Source organism: Bacillus sp. DHT2, assembly GCF_026241455.1.
Taxonomy (GTDB): domain Bacteria; phylum Bacillota; class Bacilli; order Bacillales; family Bacillaceae_G; genus Bacillus_A; species Bacillus_A pseudomycoides.
Window position 1 is genome coordinate 43,331 of the sequence record NZ_JAPHWH010000012.1, and the last position, 19,503, is coordinate 62,833.

Annotated in this window: 18 protein-coding genes and 1 tRNA gene; 5 read left to right on the forward strand and 14 right to left on the reverse strand. The window is 36.6% G+C overall.

Annotated features, from left to right (window positions below):
- Positions 1–134: 134 nt before the first annotated feature.
- The 6 genes from ORL93_RS23260 to ORL93_RS23285 all read right to left on the reverse strand — a co-directional run bounded on the left by ORL93_RS23260 (position 135) and on the right by ORL93_RS23285 (position 4,489).
- Positions 135–971, reverse strand: coding sequence for a DUF4047 domain-containing protein (locus ORL93_RS23260; protein WP_240516944.1), 837 nt, complete (start codon positions 969–971; stop codon positions 135–137).
- Between the two features lie 244 nt (positions 972–1,215).
- Positions 1,216–1,263, reverse strand: a complete 48-nt coding sequence (locus ORL93_RS31585) for a hypothetical protein (RefSeq protein ID WP_371388584.1) — start codon at positions 1,261–1,263, stop codon at positions 1,216–1,218.
- A gap of 203 nt (positions 1,264–1,466) precedes the next feature.
- On the reverse strand, positions 1,467–2,042 hold the full coding sequence (gene sipW, locus ORL93_RS23270; protein WP_097794756.1) for a signal peptidase I SipW: 576 nt from the start codon (positions 2,040–2,042) through the stop codon (positions 1,467–1,469).
- A 135-nt stretch (positions 2,043–2,177) separates the two neighbouring features.
- Positions 2,178–3,446: a D-alanyl-D-alanine carboxypeptidase family protein gene (locus ORL93_RS23275; RefSeq protein WP_265959577.1), complete on the reverse strand. Its 1,269-nt coding sequence runs from the start codon at positions 3,444–3,446 to the stop codon at positions 2,178–2,180.
- A gap of 160 nt (positions 3,447–3,606) precedes the next feature.
- The gene (locus ORL93_RS23280; protein ID WP_006094068.1) at positions 3,607–3,828 is read right to left on the reverse strand and encodes a hypothetical protein; all 222 of its coding nucleotides are present in this window, start codon (positions 3,826–3,828) and stop codon (positions 3,607–3,609) included.
- A 118-nt stretch (positions 3,829–3,946) separates the two neighbouring features.
- Positions 3,947–4,489, reverse strand: a complete 543-nt coding sequence (locus ORL93_RS23285; RefSeq protein ID WP_265959578.1) for a hypothetical protein — start codon at positions 4,487–4,489, stop codon at positions 3,947–3,949.
- 288 nt (positions 4,490–4,777) lie between these two features.
- Here ORL93_RS23285 and ORL93_RS23290 point away from each other — a divergent pair.
- Positions 4,778–4,850: transfer RNA gene (locus ORL93_RS23290), tRNA-Val, on the forward strand.
- A gap of 239 nt (positions 4,851–5,089) precedes the next feature.
- Here the strand turns inward: ORL93_RS23290 and ORL93_RS23295 are convergent.
- From ORL93_RS23295 to ORL93_RS23330, 8 genes are all read right to left on the reverse strand, one after another.
- Positions 5,090–5,365 carry a DUF1292 domain-containing protein gene (locus ORL93_RS23295; protein WP_176524618.1) on the reverse strand — a complete coding sequence of 92 codons (276 nt, stop codon included), beginning with the start codon at positions 5,363–5,365 and terminating at the stop codon, positions 5,090–5,092.
- A gap of 237 nt (positions 5,366–5,602) precedes the next feature.
- Positions 5,603–6,013: a radical SAM protein gene (locus ORL93_RS23300; RefSeq protein WP_255262410.1), complete on the reverse strand. Its 411-nt coding sequence runs from the start codon at positions 6,011–6,013 to the stop codon at positions 5,603–5,605.
- Positions 6,014–6,285: 272 nt separating this feature from the next.
- Complete coding sequence (locus tag ORL93_RS23305) at positions 6,286–6,513, reverse strand: hypothetical protein (protein ID WP_255262409.1); 228 nt, start codon at positions 6,511–6,513, stop codon at positions 6,286–6,288.
- Positions 6,514–6,731: 218 nt separating this feature from the next.
- The gene (locus tag ORL93_RS23310; RefSeq protein WP_265959579.1) at positions 6,732–7,385 is read right to left on the reverse strand and encodes a hypothetical protein; all 654 of its coding nucleotides are present in this window, start codon (positions 7,383–7,385) and stop codon (positions 6,732–6,734) included.
- Positions 7,386–7,702: 317 nt separating this feature from the next.
- Positions 7,703–9,037 (reverse strand): 3D domain-containing protein, encoded by a 1,335-nt coding sequence (locus ORL93_RS23315; RefSeq protein ID WP_097794773.1) that lies wholly within the window; start codon positions 9,035–9,037, stop codon positions 7,703–7,705.
- A 220-nt stretch (positions 9,038–9,257) separates the two neighbouring features.
- The gene (locus ORL93_RS23320) at positions 9,258–9,443 is read right to left on the reverse strand and encodes a DUF3976 domain-containing protein (protein WP_018764077.1); all 186 of its coding nucleotides are present in this window, start codon (positions 9,441–9,443) and stop codon (positions 9,258–9,260) included.
- Between the two features lie 46 nt (positions 9,444–9,489).
- Complete coding sequence (locus ORL93_RS23325) at positions 9,490–9,867, reverse strand: hypothetical protein (protein ID WP_033795973.1); 378 nt, start codon at positions 9,865–9,867, stop codon at positions 9,490–9,492.
- A 19-nt stretch (positions 9,868–9,886) separates the two neighbouring features.
- Positions 9,887–10,093, reverse strand: coding sequence for a helix-turn-helix transcriptional regulator (locus ORL93_RS23330; protein ID WP_018764075.1), 207 nt, complete (start codon positions 10,091–10,093; stop codon positions 9,887–9,889).
- 879 nt (positions 10,094–10,972) lie between these two features.
- Between ORL93_RS23330 and ORL93_RS23335 the strand changes: the two genes are divergently transcribed.
- The 4 genes from ORL93_RS23335 (at position 10,973) to ORL93_RS23350 (ending at position 19,486) form a co-directional block, all read left to right on the forward strand.
- Entirely contained in the window at positions 10,973–13,858 is a 2,886-nt protein-coding gene (locus ORL93_RS23335; protein ID WP_097794774.1) for a 2-oxoglutarate dehydrogenase E1 component, read from the forward strand.
- A 156-nt stretch (positions 13,859–14,014) separates the two neighbouring features.
- A complete protein-coding gene (gene odhB / locus ORL93_RS23340; RefSeq protein ID WP_006094002.1) occupies positions 14,015–15,259 on the forward strand; it encodes a 2-oxoglutarate dehydrogenase complex dihydrolipoyllysine-residue succinyltransferase in 1,245 nt (414 codons plus the stop codon).
- 358 nt (positions 15,260–15,617) lie between these two features.
- A complete protein-coding gene (locus ORL93_RS23345; RefSeq protein ID WP_097794776.1) occupies positions 15,618–17,537 on the forward strand; it encodes a putative thiazole-containing bacteriocin maturation protein in 1,920 nt (639 codons plus the stop codon).
- Positions 17,537–19,486 (forward strand): TOMM precursor leader peptide-binding protein, encoded by a 1,950-nt coding sequence (locus tag ORL93_RS23350; RefSeq protein ID WP_098160763.1) that lies wholly within the window; start codon positions 17,537–17,539, stop codon positions 19,484–19,486. The genes ORL93_RS23345 and ORL93_RS23350 overlap by 1 nt, the downstream gene beginning before the upstream one ends.
- Positions 19,487–19,503 lie beyond the last annotated feature (17 nt).

Here is a 19,503-nt window from a genome sequence, read left to right on the forward strand (position 1 = left end):
TTATGTTAACCTCTACATTTGTAGAAGGTATAACCCAAAAATCAGTGGTTTTCATGTACAGCGCTTGAATCTTGTTTCTGCACTTCTTCTTTATTCTCTTCAGGCTGTTGTAATACTGGATTGGTCTTTTTCGCTTATTGAGCTTGATTGACTTGTTCTTGTTTAGGGTTTGACGGTTGCTTTATTTCTTCTTGTTTGTTTGATTTTTTTTGCTCAGAAGAAGGTACGACTTGTTCTTGTGTAGGGTTTGATGGTTGCTTTGTTTCTTCTTGGCTGTTTGACTCTTTTTGCCCAGAAGAAGGTACGACTTGTTCTTGCGTAGGGTTTGATGGTTGCTTTATTTCTTCCTGGCTGTTTGACTCTTTTTGCTCAGAAGAAGGTACGACTTGTTCTTGCTCTGTTTTTCCAGACGTGTTATTAACCTGTTGCGCTTTTTTCTCTTCTATTTTCTTTTGTAGGGTTAGAATAAATTCTTCCATTTTTTGTACTGATATTTGCTTATCAACATTATCCTTAATACTCCCTACTTTAGTAAAACCCGCTTGTACATATTGAAGCACTTGCTTACTTGAATCGCTATTATTTACTCTTACATTTTCTACTGATTGCTTATAATAATCTTCTATTTCTGTATATATGTGTTGCAAGGCTTCACGTTCCACTTTCACTTTTTCAAACTGTTCTCTCCATTGCTGCGCTTTTTGTTCGAGTACTTCTACAGAATCAGCTTGCGTTTCCTTATTCATTCCTTCAGTTCCATTTAAAATCAAATTCTCATGCTGTTGCGTTTCTTTCACCAAAGTATCAATCGTTTTTGGAAATACAATTGCAGTTGAAACAGTAGAATGTATTTTTGTCTCATTTACAAAAGCAGCCTCTGTATACGTAACTACTTGTGATCCCATATAGAAAGCTATTGAACACATACATGGTAACATGAGTATTGTTTTTATTTTTTTTGATGATTTCATCATTCCAACCTCTCCCATTACTCGCATTCAATTCTCTATAAAGAACATAATTTCATTATATAGAATAAAATCCGAAAATCAAATAAAAAATATAGAATTTTTTTACATTTTTGTGGCATATGGCCTTTTTGCATGGTAAAAAACCTAATTCTATCAATCTAATCTCTCGTATACATATCTCCGTATAATAGTTCGAAAATAATATATATAAATAGACTATCAATTTGATAGCCTATTTATATAATTATTTCTCGCTACCAACTGTTTGCTGTGCATCAAATGTCCATTTCAGCTCAAGCGTATCTCCTTGGAATCGATTTTAATTTTTTTCCATTATCTACAAACTCAAATTTCACTTTAAATGTATTCTTGTTTCCCGCCTTAATTCCCTTCTCCTTTAATAACTCCAAAAGTGCATCATTATTAACTGGTATTGAAGGTTTCCCCAATAATATCTTTATATTTATAATCTCTAAAATGAAGAAAATAACGGAATTATATAGATTGTCCTACATCTGCAGATTTCTTTTTCTTTTCGCTATCAATGCTACGGATTGCACTAAAAATAGAAATTGCAGAGTACCCAAGTAAACATATGCCTGGAATAATTAAAAGTAAGGCTGCTCCTGCTTTTGAATTCGCATAATTCAACAAATATCCCACATATGGAACTGTAATATTTCCATATTTCCCAATAACATTTTCTGCTAAGACTGGTTTTAAATCCGGCCCATTATTATTGTCACCTTTCGTTTCATACATTACTTTCCCATTTACGTTTTTCACATCAATAATACGGTGAGTTACAATTTTTTTATCGCTTTCTTTAAAAGTAATTACATCGTCTTTTTTATATTTAGATCCATCTTTCGTTGGTTCGATTGCAATAATTGACCCTGTTAAAAATGTTGGTTCCATCGATCCAGATAGTACTGTTTTAAATTGATATCCCATTACAGTCGGATCCCCGCCGCTTGCTTTTGATGAGATGACAATAAACGCTAAAAAAACCATTAACGCAAATAAAACAAATGAGATGACGTTACTCATAATCTTCCAAACTAGTTTCATCATTATCTCCTCCTCTTTATTATGTATATGCACGTAAAAACTAGGATATCCTAAGTTGTTCTTAAAAAAGAACTCAAGTCAATACTATAATGAACGAATGAAAAACGCAATAAAAAATAGGCAATTGATCATTGCCTATTCCACTTCTGAAACCGCATTCTTTTTAGCTCGTCTTACCACATATAAACCGATTATTATTAAAGCAATAATTCCAGCTCCAATACTTACCATCAACCCAAAAGGATACGTAGGTTCAGCTGGCTTTATATTTTTTTTCGGCATTGCAAATGTAACATCTTCCTTAGAAAGAACATTAATACTTTCAATCTTTTGATTGTTTTTCGTCACGTCTACTATTCCAATTACATCCCCGCGATGAATCCCCTTTTGATATAGTTTTTCTTTATCAACCGGAGCCGTTCTAAAGACTGTTTTTACATTCTTACCTTCATCTTTCTTCAACATCAATTCTGCACTTTTTTCAAGTTCACAATCTATATTTTTATCTAAATATGTTGCTTTCTGATGCCAATTATTTTTATCTAAAACCATTTGCTTAGCAAATTGTGAGAAAGAATGATCTGCAATTTGACGCATATCTTCGTAAATCTCTGGTCTTTGTGACGCCATCACAACATTGACAATACGATTACCATCTTTCTCATTTAATAATACAAGTGTATTGCGTGCTTCATTTGTAAAACCTGTTTTTCCACCAATACTATATGGATTTTCGAAATAAGTAGCCTTATTAAAAATAGAAACCGTTTGTCTAGATGTTGTAACCGTTGTTCGTTTCGTATTCATAGCTTGTAAAATCTCAGGGTATTGTTGAACCCCTCTCGTGATCATTGCCATATCATATGCCGTCGTATAATGATTCGGATCATGTAAACCATTCGGCGTTACAAAATGACTATCCTTTGCTCCTAACTGCTTCGCTTTCTCGTTCATCATATTCGCAAAGTTTTCTATACTTCCGCCAATACGTTCACCAATTGCATACGCAACATCATTTGCACTTAATACCATTAAAATTGTTAGTGCTGTATTACGATTGATTGTTTCACCTATCTGAAATTCAAGTTGATAATTACTCTTTTCCTGATCTAATGCAGGTTGTGAAAACGTAAATTGCTCCTCTGGCTTCGTATGCTCCATTAATAAAATAGCAGTCAATACTTTCGTCATACTTGCCGGAAATGCATGCTGATGTGCATTTTTGTCATACAAAACATCCCCTGTTTTTGCATCAATTGAAACTGCAAACTGCCCAAACACATTTGGACCCGGACCAGGTGCCGGCACTGGTTCAGTTCCAGTTTCAGCGTACAATGTCATAGGCGTTAAAAAGAATAAATAAATCACCATAATAAAAACCGAAATTTTCTTACAATTTACCATATGACTCTCCCTTTTCTATTTTCTTTTGCTTTATATACTAATTCTACCAATCCGACATTAAATTGGTATTTAAATGGAAAATTAATTGCCGTTTTTCACTATATCATAATTTTACAAGAAAAGACATAATCATACGCATAAAAATAAGAAGGACTCATTCTTACTTGTCCTTCTCATCAGCCAATAAATCTATTAAATTATTCCCTGCTTCCTCTTCTGTAATCTCATCGGTCATTCCCATGAAGGACCAACCTTTTGAATCTACCCATTCAATAAACTCATCTAAAAACTCATCATGAGAGACATCAACATCAAGAATCGCACCATTTATTGAGATCGTTCTATTTCTAGATACACGTATCTTGAAAGATTTTCTTACCATTTGTATATACCTCTTTAATCTATAAAGTATTTATAAACCTATTTTCTGTTTCTGTTATACCCTATTTCCACGAAATTGTAAAAAGAAGATCCTACCAAAACAAATATAAATTTAATATTTATTTGCTATGTTGCTTAATATAATCCTCATAAGTAGGTATTGCACTAGCATCACCAGCACCAGCTTTTGCACTGTTAAACACATCTCTCGCTTCCGATCTGTTTTGTCCGATATCAAGATCATGTAAAATACGGTGAACATATACTAAAGCTGTTGTATCATGATTTTGAATTGAAATATGAAGCAATTTTCTAGCTCGGTCTAAATCTTCCTTTAAATTGCCTTTAGTCAACGAAGCAGCTTCTTTTAAAGTGGTATCAATTAACTTGAATCCCCATTCGTTCACTTCCCAATCTGGAGCATCGGTCTTCTCTAGATTTTCATACCTTTCCCAACCAGTAATCGTATTTAAATCACTATGCGTTTCTCTTATCTTCATTCCAATATCTTTTGATTTATCTACCTCTTCGATTTGCTCAGTCTTTTCAGCATTCATTTCTTTCTTATCTGTTTTATAAAACAACATAATGCCACCGAATATTAATCCAAATAAAACAAGATACCCAACAAGAATAATTCCTTTTCCGCTCCTTCTAAACAAAGTGATACGCCCCTTCAAATTATTTCCTATTTTAAATTGTGTTATAGGATAAAATTAATATTTAACTTAATGAAACGCAAAAAATCACTTCAGCTTCATGAGTGAGTAATTCTCTTACTATTTACTATTAAACTACATGAAAATGTGCTCCCAACAAAATATAAATGTGTTATTCTACCAGGTTCCATTTTAAACATTGTAGTTAAAAACTATTGTAAGGTGCCACTTAATTTTGTATAATTAAACCAACAGAATTATCAGACATATATAAATTATCACTTTTATCATGATCCCGTAGCTCAGCAGGGAGAGCGCCACCTTGACAGGGTGGAGGTCGTGAGTTCGAGCCTCTCCGGGGTCATAAAATACGGTAAAATAGCGTTCTACCAATTGGTAGAACGCTATTTTTATACGATGATTTACTCGTTGATTTAGCCAACATGGCTGCTGATTCAAGCTATGCAAAAGAATTCAATGCGCTATTTAATAAACATCAATGTCACTTTCCCTTTATTTATAATCAATCATGGGAAATATTTTTCAACTATATATACACAAAGAGAGGGCATATATTTATCCCTCTCTTCTGTCCAACCAATATTAATCTTGCTCATCCATAATTTCCTCAAACGCAGCAGACACTTTTCCAAACTCCTTGTCACTCTCAATGTATGACAATTCACCATCATCTTCTACTCTTAAAAAGAAGATGTCAATGTCTTCATCTGTTTCCTTTTGAAGGTCCTCTACAAAGCCGACAGCAATGTATTCTGCTCCTTCGACATTCATCGTTCCCAGCACTTCAACTTCCTGCTCCTGATCACTCTCATCGCTAAGGGTAAAAATTTCGCCTACTTCAATTTCCACCATATTCATACTCCTCCTTTCATACTCTAAAAAATAGAGCGTTCAAATCGCATACCTATTAACATATCTTTCCACAAAAAAATCAAATTAATGCGCAAAAAATAACAAATTCTTGCTGCTCAGCGTAAATACCCAACCAAAAGGATATCATTCGTGAATCTAAACTAACATATTTCGTATTAGATAATTGGATTAACTAAAGTAATTAAAGTCCCAACGGTTTCAAAAAATTAGAAATATCCTATTTTAGATTTTCGAAAGACCTCCTTGATTCACCTCTCTTTCTACAATAGGGATAAACTGTATATATTGAATGCCTTGCTGCTTAAAAAAACGATAGATTTCTAAAGGTCTATAAGAGGAATGTCTCGTAACACAAGTAAGTATGTTAAATTCTACGCCATGTTTCTTTAACATGACAATTGCCTTCATTACCAATTCAAATGTGGGTTTCCCCCCGCGATCAATTCGGTACATATCATGAATATGCTCGGGTCCGTCTAAGCTTAGACCAACCAAAAAATGATGAGCTGAAAAGAATTGACACCAACGATCATTTAATAATGTTCCATTCGTTTGAATCGTATTTGTGATTTGTTTACCGTCCGCATACTTTTTTTGAAGAGATATAGCCTTCTGAAAGAAATCTAATCCCATTAATGTTGGTTCCCCCCCCTTGCCAAGCAAAGACAATTTCTTGCGTGTCTTGGGAGGCGATATACTGTTTAATATACGACTCTAAAACAGAATCAGACATTCGAAAGGAATGCTCCTTAGGAAAATAAATTTCCTTTTCAGTATAATAACAGTACTTACAATCCAGGTTACATATCGGACCCGTTGGTTTCACCAGAATATGAAAACTGTTGCACCTACCCATTACATTACCTCTTTCCTCTAAATGAATACTTACAATCTTCACAGGTCATTTAAAGAGAAATAAATTTCCCATTTATATTAATATGGATGGAATCTCTTTTGTTCTGTTTAAAAAACTGGCTATATTCTTGATCATCATGCAGTTCAATGACCACTCTCTCGATTTGTCCACTAAACTGAAATTCCGGCACTGGGTAGTTAGAGCTCACGGCTGTTAATCGATCCCGGCCTATATCTAATCCCTCAGCAGAAATAAGAAATGGTAATGTACGAGGCATATAAAGTGTGCCAACCTGCTGATCATTGATATAATGAATGCCCAAATAAGCCAGATGTCGAAAAACATCTGGCTTATTTAGGGTAAATTGATAGCTATAAATATAAGTGGCGTTTTATTTTGTCTAGAACATAGAAAAGAGGTAAAGTCACATTACGTAGGATTTATATCGTTCAGTGTAAGCTATTGGTAGCCACGAGACTAGTCTCCTGATCATAATTATTGAATCGCTTGGAATGTAGCACCGCCGCGAGTATCGATAATATCTCCATCGACTATAGCAACCACATAACTTTCTAGTCCAAAGTCTCCTCCACCTAAAATCACATTCACCTTTGTACCTCCAGATGAACTGTATACAAAGAGGTTGCTCTTACCAGTTATCTTATATCTACCTGCAGGAATATCTTTACCTACAGACCAATAGCCTGCACCGAGTTTCTTAGGCTCTTGCTGTTTCAATACAACACCTTCCGTAAGCTTCTGCAGCTCAGCTTTCTTAGCGTTGATATCACCATCTAGTTTGCTTATCTCTGACTTTTTACCATCCAGTTCAGATTGCTTGTTCTTAATTTCATTCTCAATGTTTATCTTGTTCCCTACTAATTTTTTAGCCCCTTCGAATTCCGCAGAGCGAAGCTTTAACTCTGCATTCAGCTTGTCCAAACCTTCTTTTGTAGTCTTTAATTCTTTTTCTGTCTTATCCAGTAAATTCTCTTTCTGTTCGATATTACTAACTAGACTCTTATATGTAGTAACCTTACCATTTACTTCTGCATCACCAGGAATAGTCCCTACATTGTAAGCTATAGTGGAAGCAACAACAATCGCTCCAACCGCTCCCCATAATGCTTTTGATTTCAATAGTTTCATAAGGTATCCTCTCTTTTTTCATCTTTTATATTAATATTTTATTAATTTTCAGAGATAAACGAGAAGTTAGTTTTATGAATATTATTAATATTCATAATATATTCATCGGATTTTGAAGGAAAAAGATTGTAACTACAAAATGCACATATTTCGAAGAAGCCTGATTTTCTTATGACTTTACAAATAGAGAATTTGGTGCGTCAACACTAAACAAAACAGCTTCTTCAAGTCTTCGCTTGAAAAAGCTGTTTCTAATAAAAACATATTACTATAGTAATAATGATTTTTTTACAATATGTACATTAACGACAATAACTTTAAGGTAATACATATACCTTTACTGTTCTAACTCCCCAGTTCCAAACTTCCTGCTTTGAAGGTATAAATACGTCTATTTTATTCCCTTTAATAGCTCCACCAGTATCCCTAGCTCCAGCTGGCCCATATCCCTCTACATATACATTTGAGCCAAGTGGAATAACCGAAGGATCCACAGCAATCACTTTTAAATTTGGATTAGCAGTTAAATCATCTCCCATACTCGTATAAACATGTTCACCAGGCTTTGCACCATTTTCTGCTGGGTCGTTTGAGTATGCTGTTGATCTAACTGTTAGCTCACGCGTATTTCCTATCCATTGTCCACTATCTTTGAAATAATTCATTTTTTCGTCAATCTTATTCCAACCTGTTTTCATCGTTCCACCGGCTGCTGCATCTAAGTAATACCAACTACTCCATTCTTTCAACCAGCCTGTTTTCATCGCTCCACCAGCTACTGCATCCAAATAATACCAATTTTCTCCGTATTTCAACCAACCTGTTTTCATTGCTCCGCTGGCTGCCGCATCCAAGTAGTACCAACTACCACCTGTTTTCAACCAGCCTGTCTTCATTGCCCCGCTAGCTACTCCATCCAAGTAATACCAATTTTCTCCGTATTTCAACCAACCTTTCTTCATTGCCCCGCCAGCTACTTCATCCAAGTAATACCAATTTTCTCCGTATTTCAACCAACCTGTTTTCATCGCTCCGCCAGCCGCATCCAAGTAGTACCAACTACCACCTGTTTTCAACCAGCCTGTCTTCATTGCTCCGCTAGCTGATTCATCCAAGTAATACCAATTTTCTCCGTATTTCAACCAACCTGTCTTCATCGCTCCGCTAGCTACTCCATCCAAGTAATACCAATTTTCTCCGTATTTCAACCAGCCTGTTTTCATCGCTCCGCTGGCTGCCTCATCCAAGTAGTACCAACTACCACCTGTTTTCAACCAGCCTGTCTTCATTGCCCCGCCAGCTGCTTCATCCAAGTAATACCAATTTTCTCCGTATTTCAACCAACCTGCTTTCATCGCTCCGCCAGCTGCTTCATCCAAGTAATACCAATTTTCTCCGTATTTCAACCAACCTGTTTTCATCGCTCCGCCAGCTGCTTCATCTAAGTAATACCATTGATTATTTAATGCAATCCAACCTGTTTTTTTACTACCATTTTCATAATAAAACCATTCACCATTTTCTAATTTCCATCCAGCTTGTTGAGTAGAATCTTGCGTTATGTTATTTGATGTTTCTGCTAAACTAGCAATCGGTTGGAAACCGAAGCCCAGAACCATAGCTAAAGAAAGTGCTGTAATTTGTTTTTTCATAAATTCATTCCTTTTTCCTAAATTTGACCATTGACTAAATTGTCATACTATGTATAAGTATAATTGTTTCTAAGATAAGAATAAGAGTAGTAACAAAAATGTAATAAAAATAAAACAGAATGAAATCCAGATGCAAACTTATTGCACACTGGACTTGATTCTGTTTTATTCCTGCTATCTTCTACCTCTTTTACTAGCTTATAAAACAGGGTTTTTCTATTTATAATTTCTTACTCATCAATACCACCAACACAATAATCCCCACAAACATCGCCACTAAACATCCAATCAGTTTATAAAAACCTCTCTTTGTCAGCGTATTATCTTTCGTAATATCTTTGCGAACGAAGAAATACATGAATAGCATTAAAATAATACTTATACCAAACGCATAAAGAAATTGCACTTTTTCTCCTTCCTATATGTAAGACCTATAATTCATTATTTTCCACTTAATATCTTTTAGATAAAACAACAAACGAAATAAAAACCGTACTAATTGTTAAAGCAGCTAACATATTAAGTAATTCTCCAGCTGTCAATATAATGATTTCTAAATGTAACCCAATTGAAAAAATAATGAAATATATCAATAATGCAAAGAAAGAATAAAACATCCCTTTTTGACGGATTAACTTCATCCTTTCGTCTTTCTCTTTAAATTGTGGGTGAAGATAACTTAAACAAAAGCACATAATCATCATCGATGCTAATGTATAAGTCGGAGTTGGCGGCGCAGAATGTGTCATAATCCCTGCCAATACCATGAATCCACTCATAATTAAAAAAAACATTCCAATAATCAAAAAGTACTTCTGTGAATAATTCATTAATATTCCCCCTTCTCTATCATTCCCGTTCTTTCCCTTCATAAATAAATACATTCTCAATGGTTGTCTGAAATGCTTTCGCAATTTCGAATGCTAAAGGAAGTGATGGATCATATTTTCCTTTTTCAATTGAAATAATCGTCTGTCTAGAAACACCAAGTTTTTCGGCTAACTTCTCTTGAGACAGTCCCAATTTTTTTCTGTATTCTACCATTTTGTTTTCCAAGGAAAATCCCCCTCTCCTCCTTGAACAGAGTATAAATGTAAAGCACCCTTTACGTCAAGTATCCTTTACATTATTTACATGAATTTTCCAATCCTTCTTACTCCCGCCTTTTCTTTTTGATCACGACTATTGTCATAACTAAAATGGAATCCTATAGAGAACGAGCATCACGATATGTTCCATCTCTAACATATAGTTTTTATTTATATAGATGGTTTTCATTATATTTATCCCTCTGTAATGAGAAAAATTAATATTGTTATCTGCACTTTATCTTTTTAAAATATTACATTTTTTCTCCTATACGAATGAAGCTGGCTACCCTTTTTAAGCTATTTTCTGCTATATTTGCAAAAACTAACGATTTATGAACCATTTTCAAATCATAATCATCACTTACAAGCAAATTTTTCTTTTTTCCTTTCAATATTTAACACTATTGAAATAAAGTTAACAATAAATTCATAATTTTTTATTTTTTATACTATATCCTGTTATATTGTTGTATAATATTCTTGAAAGCGCTTATTATTTTAATATACATAAATCAAACCATATTTTAACGAAACATTCTTACAATTCATTTTATATTTTCATATGGAAGATTTCGTTCCAAGTGCGGATGTACCAGATGAAATCACCTATTTTTTCCTTAAAATTACTTTATAACATGAAAGATTAACTTGGGTGATAAGTAATTGTGAATGTTTTTTTACAAAACGGATAAGTAATAATGTTTGGTATTATGTAAATTATCGTAATAACATAAGAGTAAAGATAACATTTACATTCATTACTGGTTGATCAATTATGAAAAGAGCAAAATGCATTCTTTCGCATTATGAAAGAAGGATTACATGCATTGGGAGGTTTAAACAAATGACGAGGAAGAATACAACGACAAACCCTTGGGCCAAATTCCATGGTCCGAACCTTGGCTATGTTATTGAACAGTATGATCGTTACGTGGCAGGAGAAGGTTCTGTTGATCCGGAATTACAAGAGCTTTTTGAAACTTTTGGAGCTCCTCCATTCCAAGCAGATGTCGTAACAGGGGACAACAAGGAAACAAATTTTTCTCCTCAAAACACAGGAAACATTGAAAAAATTCTTAAAGTCGTTCAACTTGTTGAGCATATCCGTTCATTCGGTCATACATCGGCTCATATTAATCCAATGGAAGAGCCTGCTGATGGACAATCTCTCATCGAGAAAGCAATGAACGAATTGAGCGATGCAGATTTGAAAGCGATTCCAGCTAAAACAGTATGGGCAGATGCACCAAATGATGTTCACACAGCTTTTGATGTAATTAATAGATTAAAAGATGTTTACACAAAATCTTTAGCCTATGAATTCTCGCATATACAAGATAGTGAAGAACGCGCGTGGTTGCATCAAATGGTGGAATCAAATTCCCTGCGTCAACCATTAACAAATAAAAAACGAACTGCTCTCTTAAAACGCTTAACAGCTGTTGAAGGTTTCGAGCAATTTTTGCATAAAACATTCGTTGGCCAAAAACGTTTCTCCATCGAAGGCGTTGATATGCTTGTACCTGTACTAGATGAAATTATTTTAGAAGGTGCTAAAGGCGGCGTAAACGATGTCATGATTGGTATGGCTCACCGCGGTCGTCTAAGCGTACTCGCTCATGTATTAGAAAAACCATATAGTCACATGTTCGCAGAATTCAAACATGCAACTATTGAATCTGATAAATCACAAGATGTAATAAATAGTAGTGTCGGCTGGACTGGCGATGTGAAATACCATTTAGGTAGAGAACAAGTTGTCGGATCTGAAGAAGCTAGCACACGCGTTACATTAGCAAATAACCCAAGTCACCTTGAGTTTGTTAACCCAGTTGTTGAAGGTTATGCACGTGCTGCTCAAGAAGATCGTAAACAAGCTGGTTATCCTGAACAAGACGTTTCAAAATCATTCGTAATTTTAGTTCATGGTGATGCTGCATTCCCTGGGCAAGGTATTGTATCTGAAACATTGAACTTAAGCAGATTGAATGCATACCAAACTGGTGGAACAATTCATGTTATCGCGAATAACGCAATCGGCTTTACGACTGATAGCTATGATTCTCGTTCTACGAAATATTCAAGTGATCTTGCGAAAGGATTCGATATTCCAATCGTTCACGTGAATGCTGATGATCCTGAAGCTTGTCTTGCTGCTGCTAACCTTGCAATTCAATATCGTATGCTGTTCAAAAAAGACTTCTTAATCGATTTAATCGGTTACCGTCGTTACGGTCATAACGAAATGGATGATCCAGCAGTTACGCAACCACAAGTTTATAAAAAAATTAAAAACCATCCAACTGTAAGAGCTTTATATGCAAGCCAATTAGAAGCTGCAGGCGTTCTAAATGCAGATGAGGTTGAAACAATTACTCAGTTTATACAAGAAGAGTTAAAAGCTGAATATGCACAAGTACCACCAGCAGATACAAGTGACGCAGCAATTCACGTTAAAGTTCCAGACGTTGTTGCGAAAGGAATTCAGCCGATTGATACTGGTCTTCCACTTGAAACACTTCGCGCAATTAACGAAGGGCTTTTAACTTGGCCAGAAGGCTTTAACGTATATCCGAAAGTGAAGAAGATTCTTGAGCGCCGTAAAGATGCTCTTGAAGAGAACGGTAAAATTGAATGGGCACTTGCTGAATCTTTAGCATTCGCTTCTATTTTACAAGAAGGTACGCCAATTCGTTTAACTGGTCAAGATTCACAGCGTGGTACGTTCGCACACCGTCATATCGTACTGCATGATACAGAAACAAACGAAACATATTCACCATTACATCGCCTGCCGAATATACGCGCATCGTTCTCTGTTCATAACAGTCCGTTATCAGAAGCTGCTGTTGTCGGCTATGAATACGGTTATAATGTATTCGCTCCAGAAACTTTAGTTATGTGGGAAGCGCAATACGGTGATTTCTCAAATACTGCGCAAGCATTATTTGATCAATATGTTTCATCAGGAAGAGCAAAATGGGGACAAAAATCAGGTCTAGTTCTTCTTTTACCTCATGGCTATGAAGGTCAAGGACCAGAGCACTCTAGTGCACGTCCAGAGCGTTTCTTACAACTAGCTGCAGAAAATAACTGGACTGTTGCAAACTTAACAAGCGCGGCACAATACTTCCATATCTTGCGCCGCCAGGCATCAATCCTTGGTACAGAAGCTGTTCGTCCATTAGTAATCATGACACCAAAAAGCTTATTGCGTCACCCACTTACAGCTTCATCAGGTAGCCAGTTAAGTGAAGGACGTTTCCAACCTGCGTTAGAGCAAGAAAACCTTGGCATAAAACCAAACAAAGTAAAACGTCTTGTCTTAACAACTGGTAAAATGGCAATTGATTTAGCGGCAGAGATTGAATCCGGGAAACATGAGTACAATTTAGATGAAGTTCATATTGTTCGTATTGAGCAATTGTACCCATTCCCTGCTGAAAAAGTTCAATCTATTATGAAACGCTTTAAAAACTTAGAAGAAATTATTTGGGTACAAGAAGAACCACGAAACATGGGTGCATGGCATTACATGGCTCCAATTCTGTTTGAACTTGCTGGCGATAAATTAAAAACAGGCTACATTGGACGCCCAGACCGTTCAAGTCCTTCAGGTGGCGATCCACATGCACACCGAGCAGAACAAGAACTTATCGTTGCACACGCATTAGATACAAAGTATAACTTTCGTCAAGATAAACAAGAAATAGAAGTTTATAGCAACTAAAAACGAAAGTGATTTGCTCTAGCCCATGCGGGCAGAGTTCCTTACACCCGAGAACGTAAAGAATTTCTGCCCAATCAAGCTGGAAACTTTGAGATTACCGAAGAAAAAAGAAGACAAAACACACACCGTTAGGCAAATAAGGGGAGGACATTTAAAATGATCGAAATTAAAGTACCTGAGCTTGCAGAATCTATTTCAGAAGGAACTATCTCACAATGGCTTATCAATGTAGGCGACAAAGTTGAGAAAGGTGGCAGCGTTGTTGAGCTTGAAACGGATAAAGTCAATGTTGAAATCATTGCAGAAGATTCAGGTATTGTATCACAACTACTAGGAGAGCCTGGAGATACAGTTGAAGTTGGCGACATCATTGCAATTTTAGATGCAAACGGCGCTGCAGTAAGTACACCTGCTCCAGCAGCAGCTCCAGAACAACCAAAACAAGAAGTTACTGAAGCACCTAAAGCTGAGGCTCCAAAAACAGCTTTACAAGGTCTTCCAAATACAGATCGCCCTATCGCATCACCTGCTGCTAGAAAAATGGCACGTGAATTAGGAATCGACTTAAATGAAGTACGCAGCACTGATCCACTTGGCCGTGTAAGACCACACGATGTACAAGCACATGCTGCTGCACCAAAAGCAGAGCCAAAACAAGAAAAAACAAGTCCAAAACCAGCTGCAAAAACTGAATTTGAAAAACCAGTTGAGCGCGTAAAAATGTCCCGCCGCCGTCAAACAATTGCAAAACGTCTTGTAGAAGTTCAGCAAACATCTGCAATGTTAACAACATTTAACGAAGTTGATATGACTGCAATCATGGAATTACGTAAAGAACGTAAAGACTCTTTCGAGAAAAAACATGATGTTCGTCTTGGCTTTATGTCATTCTTCACAAAAGCAGTTGTTGCAGCGTTAAAACAATTCCCATTGTTAAATGCTGAAATCCAAGGTGACGAGCTTATCATTAAAAAATTCTATGATATCGGAATCGCTGTAGCAGCTCCAGATGGATTAGTTGTTCCAGTTGTACGCGATGCAAACCAATTGAACTTTGCTGAAATCGAAAGCGAAATTCGTGAACTAGGTAAAAAAGCACGCGATAACAAACTTACATTAAAAGAACTACAAGGTGGTACATTTACAATTACAAACGGTGGTGTGTTCGGCTCCCTTATGTCAACACCAATCTTAAACAGCCCACAAGTAGGTATTCTTGGAATGCATAAAATTCAAGTAAGACCAGTTGCAATCGATGCAGAACGTATGGAAAACCGTCCGATGATGTACATTGCTCTATCTTACGACCACCGCATCGTCGATGGTAAAGAAGCAGTTAGCTTCCTTGTTGCTGTTAAAGAAATGCTTGAAGATCCAAAATCATTATTATTAGAAGGTTGATAGACTTTCTAAATCATACTGGCTACATGAAAGAATCGATTGATTCTTTCATGTAGCTTTTTTTATATAAATTAAAAACCGGACATAAACCCTTTCTTTTTAGGGGGAAGAGAGCATCCGGCCATGCATAGAAGCGATCAGATCCCCCTTCCTGCCCCATGTCAACAAATGAAAACAAGTAGCGGTCCCCTTTTCTTCTTCGTAGCAGCGACTTATATATCGAAAAATCAAAATGAGTTTATATATTACACGGATACGCTAAAATACTAATAATCTTTTAGAACTCATAAAGGACAACTCACAATACATACACTGATAACGTATGTCTAGAACAAATTTACTGATAAGGAGGAACACAATGAGTACTCTCACAGCTTCCACAAAGCTAAAAATGAACAAGGATACCTTTTTCCTCCCCGACTCAAACGGGGGTGTCTATTTTCGAAACAACTCCAGTTCATTCCGAATGCAAGGTAATGGTATCTATGAATGGATTGAAAAATTAATGCCTATGTTTAATGGAGAACATACTTTGGAAGAACTAACAAGCGGACTCCCCCTCCCTTATCAAAATAGAGTTTTTGAACTTGGAGAACTTTTGCACGAAAATGGTTTTGTACGTGATGTAAGTCAAGATTCCCCTCACCAGTTAGAGGATGCCTTACTTGAGAGATACGCATCGCAAATCGATTTTTTAGAGACTTCCTCTCATTCAGGTGCCTTGAAATTTCAAATGTATCGACAAGCGAAGGTCTTAGCAATTGGATCTGGCTCTATTTTCACTTCATTAGTTTATTCTTTACTTGAATCTGGTTTACCTGAGTTTCACTGTCTTATTACCGACTCTACCGCAACAAATCGCTCTCGATTAATTGAGATTGTACAAAAAGCCCATGATGCTGATCAAAATGTACTTGTTCAAGAAATAGATACAACGATAGATCGTTCCTTGCAGGAAATCTTTCAACATTTTGATTGGATTCTATATGTATCTCAAAATGGAAATATTGAAAAATTAAGAGCGATCCACGCGATTTGTAGAGAAGAAAAGAAAAACTTTCTTCCTGCTTTATGCTTGGAGCAAGTAGGCTTAGCTGGTCCTGTCATTACTACAGAATCTGAAGAATGCTGGGAATCTGCATGGCGACGCGTACATGAGACTGCCCTTCAAAAAGATCAACTATTAGAGCCTTTCTCTCCAATCGCTGGGGCTATGTTAGCAAACATTATCGTTTTTGAGTTATTCAAAAATATTACAGGCGCTTCAAGTCGAGAGCAAAATAAACAATTCTTTTTACTAAATTTTGAAACGCTAGAAGGCAGCTGGCACACTTTCATCAAACACCCACTTATAACAACCAAAAACTTTACAATAGAAACGATACAAGACATTGATGAAACTCTCAAAAGACATTCAAACCAAAGCCCTTCGAATGAACTTTTTCGCTTTTTTGACCAATTAACCTCAAACAAATCTGGAATTTTTCACATATGGGATGAACAGGACCTAAAACAATTACCGTTATCTCAGTGCTATGCTCAAGTTCCGAATCCATTATCAGAAGGACCTACTACGCTCCTGCCTACCATAATTTGCGGCGGATTGACTCATGATGAAGCACGCCGCGAAGCAGGTCTAACCGGAATTGAAACATACGTAACTCAAATGGTTCATTTCCTTATTCCTGAACAAGATGAATTCATTGGAATTGGGGCTGGGGAAACAATGTTAGAGGGCGTGTACCGTGCACTACAAAATCATTTAACACACACATTACAAATGAGGCAGTTGACCAAAACAGAAGAAATTACACAACTACAATTAACAGAGATTCACGACAAACACTGCCAATTTTATTTACGTGCACTCTCCGCGATACATGGGGAACCAATGGTAGGAATTGGTGAAGATGTGCTAGGTTTTCCTGTGGTTTGGATCGGTGTACACAACCAGTGGTACGGTAGTACTGACTTAAATATAACATTAGCACTAAGAAATGCATTACAACAAGTACTACTTCATGTCCAAAATCAAGAAGTTCCCTATAAATCCAATATATTATTGGACTCCTCTATCCTTTTACACAGTGCAGAATCGTTTAGGGTTGAAATACAAAAAGAAGAAGAAATGCCACAATTAGAATCCTTGCAATTAGCCTTACAAAATTTAAAAGAGCATAAACTTCATCCCTTCGTCCTCGACCTAGCAATTGAACCCTTTTTAAAAGAAGGATTAGGCAGTGTAGTTGGTGTGGTAATCAAAGAGGAGGTAGAATGATGAATCGAAAAATATTAATCATAGGAGATGGCATACTAGCAGACTATGTAAATCAACAATTATCCGCTCACTATCCAATTATTCATCAACATACACTTGAAGAAAAACTCCCAGAAAATATCTATCTTGCTCTCGTATTACACGATGGTTCTCCTCCCTCTATACATCATGAAGCTGAAGAAATATTTCGCTCCGCTAACATTCCATGGCTTCGGGGCTTTACTTCATTTGGTGAGGGTATCATTGGTCCTTATGTTAGACCCGATAAGGCAGGGTGCTCCCATTGTGCTGATGCACGGCGTTTCATAGCTGGCTTTGACCAAAAAGAAATGTGGGAGCTACAGCGGAAATATTCCTTAAAAACAGATGATGCCATACAGCGAGATGTATGTGCAACGCAAACTGGGTTACTACAAATGTGTCAGCTTATTCATGCTGAAACGGAGAAGATAGTAACAAAAGGGCATACCTCTTTAGCTGAAGAACTAATTTTACTTAACATGCAAACCTTTCAATGTTCACGTCATTCATTTCTTCCTGATCCTCTATGCCCAATGTGTAGCACATTGCCTGATGACACTGCAACGGATGCCTACATTTCACTCCAGTCAAGTTTTAAAACTGGCAATGACAGTTATCGTTGTCGTTCTATTGAAGATTTAAATACATTTTTGACTAAAGATTATTTAGATTATCGGACTGGACTTTTAAATGGGAAAATGCAGCATTCCTTATTACCATTTGCTGATGTTATTGTAAATATGCCGTTACTTTTAGGAAATGAAGGAGTTGCAGGCCGAACACATTCATTCAGGGCGAGCGAAGCAACTGCTATTTTAGAAGGGTTAGAGAGATATTGTGGAATGACCCCTCGCGGGAAACGGACAAATGTTCATGGTAGCTACCGAGAGTTAGAAGATACAGCCATCAATCCTCTCACAATCGGTGTACATACAGATGAACATTATAAAAAAACAGATTTCCCATTTAAACCGTTTGATCCTGATTATCCTCAAGACTGGGTATGGGGTTATTCTTTATCACAAAATCGTCCCATCTTAGTTCCGGAATCGATTGCATATTATAGCCTAGGACACAGGGACGCTTTTGTTTATGAAACTTCAAACGGCTGTGCAATTGGAGGTAGTTTAGAAGAAGCGATTTTCCATGGCATTTTAGAAATAGTCGAACGCGATGCTTTCTTGCTAACTTGGTATGCACAATTACCACTTCCCCGCCTTGATCTAGCTTCTGCGGACGACGTGGAACTACAATTGATGATTGAACGAATGCGCACGATTACAGGCTATGATTTACATGTTTTTGATGCAACGATGGAGCATGGTATTCCAAGTATATGGGCAATTGCAAAAAATACAAAACAAGATGGAATGAATCTCGTCTGTGCAGGTGGTGCCCACATGGAACCAATGCGAGCTGTTAAAAATGCTATCCATGAATTAGCGGGTATGTTACTTACAATGGATGAAAAATTTGAAGCAAGTAAACAAAAATACGAACAATGTTTACGTGATCCCTATCTTGTCACCCAAATGGATGATCATAGTATGGTATATGGTTTACCAGAAGCCGAAGAACGCCTTCAATTTTTATTGAATAACAATCGGTCTGTACAAACATTTCTACAAATGAATCAGTTAAGATCTATCGATAGGGATCTAACTTCGGACCTTCGCCATCTTTTAGATCGACTACATCACTCAGGCCTTGAAGTCATCGTCATTGACCAAACTGTTCCTCTCATACGAAAGAACGGATTATATTGTGTGAAAGTACTAATTCCTGGTATGTTGCCAATGACATTTGGACATCAACTTACTCGCACAACAGGACTACAAAGAGTACTTACCGTACCACTGGAACTTGGATATACCAATGAGCCACTTACATTTGAACAACTTAATCCACATCCTCATCCGTTTCCATAAGTCACAATAAGGAGGTA